Here is a 9,938-nt window from a genome sequence, read left to right as displayed (position 1 = left end):
GGCGCATCTTCCGTCACGCCCGCTGCAGCCCCAACCGCCTGTCGTCAGCAGCCAAAGCCATCCTCACCCTGGAGAAGCAACGCTGAAAAAGCTCATTCAGTGAGCGCCATCGCCATCAGTGGCGGCGGTTGGCTCAATCTGTCGTGGACGCGCCCTATGTCGGCCAGGAGACTGGGCGTTCAGCCGCCGGACCGGCCTCACTCCTGGAGACGACTTGCGCACCCATCTCGCCGCTGCCTTCAGCGCCGTCACACTGACCACAGGCATGCTCCTGACCGCGCCCACAGCCAGCGCCCAAACGGCGGCCTACCCCACCACACCCTTCAACGTCACCGTCACGAACACGTACACGACTGGCACGTTGACTTGGTACGGCCGGTCGGTCCTCGTGGAGGGGGTCCACAAGTCGGCTGACCAGGAGAATTGCCGAGGCACCACGGCGTTCACCCTTGACGCCGGCAACGTGCAGCTGGGAGTCGGTTACAGCGACACCAGGTCGTGTGCCGGCGAGGTCGTGCCGTTCAGTTTCACCGTGCCGGCTGAGGTCCCTGGGGGAGCTGCGGTCGTCCGGGTCTGCCTGGATGACGGGTCCGCGCCACCGCCCACGTACTTCAAGTGCGTGCGCTACGGGCATCCGTAGGCTGACCGGCAGACATTCCGGCATCGGAGTAGTGCGCTGGATCGCCCCCGTCTCCGTCGCGGCGGGGGCCGTTTCATGTCCGGACGGGGGCCGGTCGAAGCTTCTCCACCCCCGGTCGTCAAGCGAACGCCCCAACCGAGAGCAGGCAGGTCAGCCGCGGGCAGGAGAAGCACCCGCACACGGGCCCGGTCCCCTCGGCGTTTCCCGCGGTCCGCGCACCAGATGACTCAAGCGTGGCCGAAATCGGCATGTCCAGATCCGGCAGACAGGCGATTCGACCGCCGCAGACCTCCCTCGCGGGGCGTTTTGCCTGACTTGTCAGGCCCGATTCCTCGCAACCCGAATGAAACGGATGGCTCGCCGAGCCATCCGCGATGTTCGAATAACCGGAAGCCGTAGACCCGGAAAAAAAGATGATCTGGCAGGCGGATTCCGGCCTGGCAAGAATCGGCACCCTCGGACGAGGGCGTTGCCTCTGGCGGCGGTCCGTGATGCAAGGGGGACTACTCATGCTTACATCTGTCGCTGCCGGGCCCACGGACAGCGTGGGCCGGACCGTCGCTGTCCTGGATGCCTTCGACGGACCCGACCAGCTCCAGCTCTATGAGATCGCCATCCGCACCGGCCTGCCGATGCCTACCGCGTACCGGTACCTCCAGGGACTCGTGCGCGCCGGCCGCGTCGAACAGAGGGGCAAGGGTTCCTACGCGCTTGCCGCTGCGGCGCTGGAACGGCACAGCCGGCCGTTCGCAGACCTGCCCATCCGGCTCTCCGGACCGTCGCCGCGGGTGCTCAGCTCGGAGCTGGTGAAGCTGCAGAGCGAGACGGGCCAAGTGGCCCTGCTGTACGCGCTGGTGGGCGTGCCGCCGATGCGCATGTGCACGAGTTGGGCGATGGGAGTCCATCGCCCAGAGCTGCTCGCGGCGCCGGCCGAGCAGTTGCACGCGCTATGGCAGGGCTCGCTCGACACTGACGCCTCCGGTGCCGTCATCCGTGCATTCCGTGGTGGTCTGGGCCGGGCGCGAGGACCGATCCCCGAAGGAAAGCCCGAGACGCACAAGGTCCAGGACTGGCGGCGGATCCAGGAGCAGGGATACGCGGACGAAGAAGCCGTCGTCGACGGCTGGCACGTGATCGCCGCGCCCCTGTGGTGCGCGAACACCGTCCTGGGCGCCGTGACCCTGCTCGCGCAGAGCCACTTGGCCCGCAGTGCCACACGCAGGGCCCGGTACATCGACCGGGTCATGGACGCCGCCGGCGTGATCGGCCGCCACCTCACGCGCGTGGACGTACGCAGCGCCAGCTGACCGCCGGCCCGGAGGATTTCCGCTCGCGGAGGTGATTGACCGCTCGGAACGCAACGCCTGCCCGGCCTGATAGCCGCTTCGCTGGGTGAGTCCTGCGTGGCGGCGGGCTCGTGGTGTGTCCAGCACCGTGAGCCCTGCCCGGCCTCGATCATTCCCGCTTGCCGAGTGTCCAGCTCGGCAAGCAACCCCGGCCGTTGCGACCGCCGGGATTTCCGCCCCGCCAGGGGCGGCATGTGGTTCCCCTAAAAACCGGCCCCGCGCCAAACGGGGCCCTTGCATGCCCGGAAGGAGGGCATGCCCGTCCATGATGCAGCATGCCCGCACCGACAACCAAGACTTCCCAACGACCAAAGCCGACGGCCCGGTCCAGCAGCCCAGCGTCGGCGCCTTTGAGCTGGTCGGCGACCACGCCTGGCAGGAGATCTCCACCACCCGCTCACGGCGCGTGGACAAGAAGAGCTTCCTCGAGGCCGCCCGCTGGGCCGTCGAGTCGAAGCTGCATCCGAAGGCGAATGCCACCACGCTTCTGGTGGCCGACGACCTCGCCCGCCGCATGGACCGGCAAGGGCACGTTCTTTACCGCCGTGACGAGATGACGCGTCGGCTGCCGGTCAGCCGCCGGACCGTGGATCGCCATGTCGCCTACTTGCGGGAACTCGGGCTGCTGGCGTGGGTCGTTCACGGTTCGCGCACCAACCCGCGCAAGGAGGGGCAAGGCGGCTGGTCCGGCACGGCGACCATCTACGCCGCCACCGCTCCACGCGCCTGGGATCACTCGCGCGGACATCGCATCGCCGGCACGGGCTACGCGGCCCGCCTGATCGGGTTCACGCAAGCCGGCCGAGAAGCGGCCATCGCCCGAGCGCGCCGCGACGCCTCCCAACGCCGGCGCCGTGACACCCCTTCTTGTAGGTCCACCCACTACCGTCCTAAAGCTGGGGTGAGTGGGAAGAGAAACAACACAAGCCCCCGGACCAGGCGGCCCGCTACGCGGCTTGGCGACGTCACTCCCGCCCAGGCCGCGCACGCCGTCGACGTTGCCCGCTGGCTCCGGCCGCGGATCTGGTGGACACAAGGCGAGACCCTGCGACGGCTGGCCTACGCGATCAGGCCGTGGCTCCTGGCGGGCTTCTCCCGCGAGGAGATCGCCACGGAGCTCGCCTCCTGGTGGCTGACCTGGCGCCCGCGGACTGTCGCCGCCTACATCGGTGCACGCCGTCAGCGCGCCACCTGCGCTGCCACCCCCGCGACGCAACCCCCGCCGTCCGTAGCCCCGACCAGCCCCGAGACTCGAGCGGAACCCACCATGGGCTTCCTGCAGGCAGCCCATCACATACGGCACGCCTGGCGGCCGCCGCAGATATGCTGCTCCGGAAACTGCGACGACGTGCACGAGGTCGCTATCAGACGACGAATCCTGGGGTCCCTCGCGCAAGCCGAGGTCCGGCGGATCAAGCGCTCCGCTAGCGCGTGCAGCTCCCTGGGGGAGTATGAGGACCTGCTCGACCAGCAGTCCATGGCCTGGTGGTGGCGATCAACGACAGCCCGGTGAAGTCGCCCTGCTCGGGCCTTGTCCGTCTCGCTGCATCCGCGAGGCTATCGTTCGAAGTCTGTTTCGGGTGTGACCACGCCGTTCCAGGGGTCGATGGGCAGCTTGCACACCACGAACCCGTCGACCAGGCGCCATCCCTCGCGAAGGACCGTGCGGACCGCGGCCGGGAACAGGTTGGCTTCCAGGTCTGGACGCGAAGGGTGGTCCGCCAGTTCGCCGTCATCGAGCACCACCAGGATGATGTGGCCGCCGTAGCGGGTGTAGCCGTGCCAGTCGGCGAGCTCGGCGGGCAGCGGGGACGGATACGGCTTGTCCGTCACCAGGTAGCCCTCCAGGAGTCCGTTCAACAAGGCCTGAGCGTCGGGTCGGTCAGGAGCTGGCTTCGAGGCTTGGGCGACGTCGAGGGGGGCCGGGGTGGTGGTGAAGGTGGCGGGCGGGAGGAACGTGACCTCGCCGTCGACGAGCATCTGCCGCACTCGCTGGAACTGCACGGGCAGAGCGTCCACCGACCGGATGCCGTTCTTGGTGCTCCAGGCCAGTTGGTCTGTTGGCAGCGCGAGAGTGATGTCGGGCAGGTGGTGGAGCAGCCGCATCACGCTGGTGTGGACGATCATCAGGGCCAGGTCTCGGGCGGCTGGTGGGCAGCGGTGTTCGCCGACCCCCCAGGCGGTCGTCGCGTCGACGGCCCGTCCGGCAGTGCTGGGGTCGGCGGCCGCGCCGGCGAGGGAGATGATGACCAGGTCACCGGCTGCGATGTCGGTGTTGCCCATGCGGGTGGGCCGGGTGGCGACGCGGCCGAAGATCTCGCTGAGCGGGGGCGTTTTCGCCAGGACCTGCGTGGTGACATCAGCGATGCTGCGGTAGCCCTGCTGGACCGCGCGGCGCAGACCCGCGTCGGTGAGCAGGGCGGCCAGAGCGCTGCGCAGCAGACCGTTGGTAGTGGAAATGCCTGCGCTCATCAGGAGTCGTGCCTGTTCGCCGACTTCTGTGTCGCTCAGATCGGGGCCGTGGGTGATGATCCAGGACACCAGGTCGGGCCCCGGTATAGCCCGTTTCTCGCGGACGAGTTGCAGCAGGAGCTCGGTCAGCCGTCGGTGCCCTCGGTCGGCATGTTCGGGTGCGGTCAGGTTGTCCAGTGCCACCGAGATTCCTGCGGCGTAGCGCTCGGTCATGCCGAGCAGGCCCATCATCACCCGCGGCGAGAGCCGATGGGCGTACTCGCTGACCAGGTCGGCGGCCCCCTGTCCGGCAAAGGTCTCGATGTCCTCGTCCGCGATGCGGGCGAGGTAGTGCACCGTGGTCTGCGGGTCCAGCTCGGCCAGAGCCTGCTCCAGCGGCGTGGCCAGCCTGGAGCGAGAGGGGCCGTCGGAGAACCGGGAGCTGAGCCGGTGGGTCATGTCCCGCAGCGGGCCCGGCAGCGGGGAGCCACTGAGCGGCCAGCCGTGCCACCGGCGTGAGTCGCTGGTCCACGCCCCGTCAGCATTGGCGAGGACCTGCTGAACCTCGTGATCCCCGATGACCAGCCATCCCCAGGCGTCGGCGGTGAGCCGGACCGGCGTCACCGGGCCGTGGGCGCGCAACTGCTGGTAGGTGCCGTCCGGGTCGAGGTCGAAGCCGCCACCGAACAGCGCGATGGCGCCGGCCGGGCAAGGAGGGGGTCCGGGTTCGGCAGCAGATGCAGACACGAAGTCTCCGTGAGGGTGAAGGGACGTGACCGGGCACGTGCCGGTCAGCGGCACCGTGATGCGTCACACGCTCAGGCTAGTCCAGCGGCCAACCCGGCGGTCTGGGATCGAGGTTGGCCGCTGGCTGCCGTATGCGAGCCGTTGTCAGAGCTTGGGCGAGTAGGCCCTGGCGCTTTCGAGGGCGGTCAGGCCGGATTGCTGACGACCGGGACCTCGCGCCGCAGGACTGTCATGGGCAGGTGGTCGGGATGGGGCACCGCTGCGGTGGCTTCCTTCGGGGACCGGCCGGGGACGTGCCGCAACTGCCAGCGGGGAAGGATCGTAGCGAGCGCGATGATGATCGCGGTCCAGGCGAAGGCATCACCGATGCATTTGCGGTTTCCGGCACCGAACGGCAAGAACACGGTGCGCGGCCGGTCGGTTGAGTTCTCGGGCAGCCAGCGGTCAGGATCGAAGCGGTCCGGGTCGGGGTAGGCCCGCGGGTCCCGGTGCAGAGCGTAGAGGCTGAAGGCGACCTCGGTGCCTGGTGTCAGGATGTAACCGCCCAACTCCACCGGTTTGAGCGCCCGACGCATTAGCAGGGTGACGCCGTGCAGGCGGACCGTCTCGTCCAGGACCCGCTGCATCGTCGGGAACTGTCGGACATGTTCGAAGGCAACGGGGCCGTCCCCGACCACGTCCTCGATCTCGGCTACCAGCCGCTCCTCGATCTCTGGGTGGCTGGCTATCTCGTGCAAGGCCCAGGCCAGGGTACTGGCCGTGGCCTCGATGCCCGCGAAGAGGATCGTGCCGACCTCGTCGCGTACCTCAATGTCGCTCAGCGGCTGCCCGGTGTCGGCATCGCGGGCGTCCAGCAGAGTTGACAGCACGTCCGGGACCTGGGGGGCGTACCCGGGGCCCGCTGCGCGGGCCGACGCGATGGCCGCGTCGAGGACCTCGTGCAGCTCCCGCGTCGCAGCGTCGAAGCGACGATTTGCGGGGATCGGAACCCGGTCCAGGAACTTGGGCGAGACGGTGCGCAGCAGCAAGTTCTTGATGATGACCGGAACGTTGCGCTGCACGCATTCGCGGGCCGGTGCACCGAGGTCACTGGAGAAGATCGACGCTGCCACACTGGCCACCACGAACTCGCTCATCACCTCCACCACTGCCAGTGTGGCACCGGGCCTCCAGGCCTCGGTGATCTGCCGGGCGTGGTCGCTCATCAACGCCGCGTACCCGGCGATGCGTTCGCGGTGGAACAACGGCTGCATCAGACGGCGATGGCGCCGATGGGTTTCAGCATCGGATGTGGCCAAGCCGTTGCCGACCAGGCTGCGCAGCCGGTCGAAGAAGCGCCCCTTCTCGAAGCTCGTGGCCTGGCCCACCATGACCTCGTGGGCGAGGTCGAAGGAGTTGACGAAGTAGACGGGCAAGTTGGCGATGTCGACCCGGACCAGATCTCCGGTGTCGCGAAGGGAGGAAACGAAACTCAGCGGCGAGCGAGCCAGAGGCACGGCGTGCCCGAGCAGCGGCAGCCGGCCCGGCGCCCGAGGTACGGACTTCAGCCCCACAGACATACGAACGTCCTTTCTCCGTGATCCACAGTGAGCAGTGGAGACTTGAAGGCCTAGTGGCCAGCGGCCGGCTATGGATGAGCAGCTACCGCCCCCGCGGTCGCTGGCGTTGGCAGGGTCGTGAGCGGAAGGCAGGTCGCCCGCGGAGACCCGGACAGGAGCCGCTTTCCGGCGTCCGTGCATGTGGGAAGGCCCAGGCATGGGTGGGGGCGCCGCAGCGCAGGCTGTGGGAGCGGGAGCGGATACGGACGGAGCGAGAGGGCCGATCCGGGGCGGGCGTGCTTCACGTTCCATCACCTCGCCTGCTTCGTTACACCGCTGCCCGCCAGGAGATCAGGCAGTTCATATGACAGGGTCAATCGTCCCGCCGGTGATGATCACGTCAAGAGTTCGATTGAGCCATGGTCATGACCGGAATTGCCGCAACAGGGGCATCTTCTGTTTCCTGGGCGTCGTTGCTGCTGCGTGCTCGGCGAACCGATGTCCCCGGCGGTCATGAGTGGACGCGCACAAAGAAGTCCCGCCCTGGCCATGGTGGCCAGGGCGGGACGGATGACCTGGGGTCCGTGGTGCTGTGGGTTACCGGCGCCACAGCCTCCGCCACCAGGGCGCCCGGGCGGCCACCGGAACGGGCGGTGCCGTAGGCGGCGGTGGCACCATCTGCGGCTGCGGCCCGGACGGCGGCGGTGATGACGGCGTCACGGCCGGGGTGACAAGGCTCTGGGGGGCCTTGCTCGTGAACTCCACCGGCAAGCTGACCAGGGGGTGAGCCATCCAGGTGAAGACGCGCTGCGTTTCCCCGGTGACCTGTACGTCGGGCAGGCGCGTCAGCAGAACGTCGCAGGCGGTTTCGACGATTGCCCGGCCGATGTTCTGGCCGGGGCACTCGTGCCCGCCCCCGCTGAACGCCAGATGCGAGCGGTTGCCGAGCATCGAAACTGTCGGGTCAGGACGGACGTGCGGATCGGCATTGCCGGCCGCCAGGCCCATCAGGACCATGTCGCCCTCCTCGATGGTCTGCTCACCCAGGGTGGTGGGGCCGGTGGCGTACCGCGCGGGAAGGACTGCCAGCGGGGGCCGCTCCCACAGGATGTGGTCGACGGACTCCTCCAGGGTGCGGGTGCCGCCGGACAGCTGAGCGCGGGTCTTGCTGTCCGTGAGGTAGATCTCGATGGTGTCCGCCAGCAGGACACTGGTCGTCGTGTGGGCGGCCACCAGCGTGTGTCGCAGGTGCTCTGCCACCTCGGTGTCGGTCAGTTGCGACTCGTGCTGAAGCAGGAACGAAGGGAGGTCGTCCCCGGGCTGGTCCTTGCGGGAGGCGACCAGTTCCTGCAGAACCTGCATGACGAACTGATTGCTGGCTGCCGCGGTGGCCGTGCCGGCAATCAGATCCTGGCAGGCGGCGATCAACTTCGGGGCGACGCCCTCTGGGACGCCGAGCAGCCGCATCATGGTCAGCATGGGGAGTTGCTGAGCGTACTGAGCGACCAGGTCGGCGTGGCCGTCCCGGCAGAACCCGTCGATCAGGGTGTTGGCGATCTTCTGGATCCGCCGTCGGATTCCGATGCTGTTGAACCTGGCAAGGCTGTCGTTGACCGCGCCCCGCAGCCGCCGCTGGTCGTCGCCCTCCGCGAAGTTCACCAGCGGCTGCCAGGCGATGAGAGGAGCCAAGGGGTGCTCGGGGCTGAGAACCTTGCTGTCCCGCCAGAGCCGAGAGTCTGCGGAGAACCGTGAGGGGGTCCGCAGAACCTCAAGGTTCTCTCGGTGCCCCAGGACCAGCCATGCCCGGACACCACCGGGAATCTCCACCGGGGCCACTGCGCCGTGGGTGGCACGCAGGTCTTCGTACAGCTGGCGGGTGTTCTCCACCGCTTTCGGCGCGTGCAACTGCTGCAGGTCCTGGCCGTACAGCCCATGCGCGGGGCACCCGGGCGGCGGTGCAGCGGCTACCGCAGGCTGAGGATGTTCAGGGGGAGAGGTGGTCACGAGGCCTCCGGAGTCACGGTGAAGTACCGAAGCAAACGGGTGAGCGAGGCACGGCGCCGGCTGTCGGCCGGAACAGCGCGTCCACAGGCGGGCAGCCGAACAGGGGACATCTCAAGTCCCTCGCAGCTGCGACGAGTTGGCAGCATATCCACATCGGAAGCGGTGCCGTTTCGTGCGCTCGCCGGGGCGCGCAGCGGTGGCGAGGGGCAAGCCATTGCCAGGGACATGGTGCGCAGGTTAAAGCCGGCGCGGCAGTCGGCGTGGCGTGTTCGGCGTTTCGCGCCCCGCAGCACGCAACCATGCGCCCCCGGCAATGCAGCACTTGCGCATGACCCGGCGAGGCGAGATCACGTGCTTCCTTCAAGCAGACGGACTGCCTGTGACTTTTCGGGGCGCATCTTCGCCGGGTTGCACGCTGACCACTTCGTACCCCGTGGAGACCGGCATCCTGAGTATCTCGGTCTGCATCATCATCCGCCAGCGCTCAGCCGGCTCCCCGTCCCGTTCCCAGGTCAAATCGAGCAGGCCATCTCCGGTCCATGCGCCGGTGAGATCACCTTCACAGCGCTGCTGAGCCTCGCTCAGCGTCTCATAGGCGGGTTCCAACAGGTTGTGGGTGTGCATGTCGATGTAGGCAGCCCTGTACTCCGTTGTCTGGCTGGCTGTGCTCGACATGTCCCTGACCCCATCGCTCGTACGGTCCATCGTTTCGCTGGCTGGTAGTACCGGCGCCCCCCGGCCGGTTTTCGCGACCACGGCTAGGAAGCCGTCTCGGCCGCGGGCAGGCTGCGCTGGCCGGTGGTGACCATCAGCGGCGACAAGGTGACGTGGGCGGAAGTGCCGCCCCCGGGGTGCGCGTCGAGCCGGACGTGGGACTGGTGCTGGGCGGCCAGGAGGCCGACGATGTAGAGGCCTTGACGGCGGCTTCCCGGCAGCTGAGGTGGGTCGCTGAGGCGCGCGTTGACGATGTCGCGGTCTTCGTCGGACATGCCGATCCCTGCGTCGTGGATCGCCACTCTCACTCCGCCGTCGGGCAGTGGAGATGCGTTCACGGTCACGCGGGTGGCGGGCGCGGAAAATCGGGTGGCGTTGTCCACCAATTCGGCGAACAGGCGAATTAGACCGACCGGCAAATGGATCATGTGAGGCGTCGAGTGGTAGGTCGGTCTCCCCAGCGGTAGCGGCTCGTTGCTCGGCGGATCAGCATGCGGA

8 protein-coding genes are annotated in these 9,938 nt (G+C 68.2%); 3 read left to right on the top strand and 5 right to left on the bottom strand.

All coding sequences use genetic code 11. The features are described 5' to 3' along the window. Positions 1 to 214: 214 nt before the first annotated feature. The 3 genes from ACIP98_RS41180 (at position 215) to ACIP98_RS41170 (ending at position 3,499) form a co-directional block, all read left to right on the top strand. Positions 215 to 640 carry a hypothetical protein gene (locus ACIP98_RS41180; protein WP_401981847.1) on the top strand — a complete coding sequence of 142 codons (426 nt, stop codon included), beginning with the start codon at positions 215 to 217 and terminating at the stop codon, positions 638 to 640. 509 nt (positions 641 to 1,149) lie between these two features. Beyond that, positions 1,150 to 1,947, top strand: a complete 798-nt coding sequence (locus tag ACIP98_RS41175; RefSeq protein WP_401981845.1) for a helix-turn-helix domain-containing protein — start codon at positions 1,150 to 1,152, stop codon at positions 1,945 to 1,947. 304 nt (positions 1,948 to 2,251) lie between these two features. Next, positions 2,252 to 3,499: a hypothetical protein gene (locus tag ACIP98_RS41170; protein ID WP_401981842.1), complete on the top strand. Its 1,248-nt coding sequence runs from the start codon at positions 2,252 to 2,254 to the stop codon at positions 3,497 to 3,499. A 44-nt stretch (positions 3,500 to 3,543) separates the two neighbouring features. Here the strand turns inward: ACIP98_RS41170 and ACIP98_RS41165 are convergent, their stop codons facing one another. From ACIP98_RS41165 to ACIP98_RS41145, 5 genes are all read right to left on the bottom strand, one after another. Then, positions 3,544 to 5,184 (bottom strand): hypothetical protein, encoded by a 1,641-nt coding sequence (locus ACIP98_RS41165; protein ID WP_401981840.1) that lies wholly within the window; start codon positions 5,182 to 5,184, stop codon positions 3,544 to 3,546. 185 nt (positions 5,185 to 5,369) lie between these two features. Next, positions 5,370 to 6,743 (bottom strand): cytochrome P450, encoded by a 1,374-nt coding sequence (locus ACIP98_RS41160; protein WP_401981838.1) that lies wholly within the window; start codon positions 6,741 to 6,743, stop codon positions 5,370 to 5,372. 576 nt (positions 6,744 to 7,319) lie between these two features. Then, positions 7,320 to 8,726 carry a cytochrome P450 gene (locus tag ACIP98_RS41155; RefSeq protein WP_401981836.1) on the bottom strand — a complete coding sequence of 469 codons (1,407 nt, stop codon included), beginning with the start codon at positions 8,724 to 8,726 and terminating at the stop codon, positions 7,320 to 7,322. A 360-nt stretch (positions 8,727 to 9,086) separates the two neighbouring features. Then, complete coding sequence (locus ACIP98_RS41150) at positions 9,087 to 9,401, bottom strand: hypothetical protein (RefSeq protein WP_401981833.1); 315 nt, start codon at positions 9,399 to 9,401, stop codon at positions 9,087 to 9,089. Between the two features lie 83 nt (positions 9,402 to 9,484). Beyond that, the coding region (locus ACIP98_RS41145) for a sensor histidine kinase (RefSeq protein ID WP_401981830.1) at positions 9,485 to 9,938 on the bottom strand (454 nt) is incomplete at its 5' end.

Origin of the sequence: Streptomyces sp. NPDC088354, from assembly GCF_044753585.1 — a bacterium.
GTDB lineage: Bacteria > Actinomycetota > Actinomycetes > Streptomycetales > Streptomycetaceae > Actinacidiphila.
Note: the sequence above shows the minus strand (reverse complement) of the source record. Positions and strands in the feature narration are given on the sequence as shown.

Bases quoted from the DNA above. Each gene is read 5' to 3' on its own strand.
- ACIP98_RS41175 (WP_401981845.1), top strand. From the start codon at position 1,150: ATGCTTACATCTGTCGCTGCCGGGCCCACGGACAGCGTGGGCCGGACC.
- ACIP98_RS41170 (WP_401981842.1), top strand. From the start codon at position 2,252: ATGATGCAGCATGCCCGCACCGACAACCAAGACTTCCCAACGACCAAA.
- ACIP98_RS41160 (WP_401981838.1), bottom strand. From the start codon at position 6,743: ATGTCTGTGGGGCTGAAGTCCGTACCTCGGGCGCCGGGCCGGCTGCCG.
- ACIP98_RS41150 (WP_401981833.1), bottom strand. From the start codon at position 9,401: ATGTCGAGCACAGCCAGCCAGACAACGGAGTACAGGGCTGCCTACATC.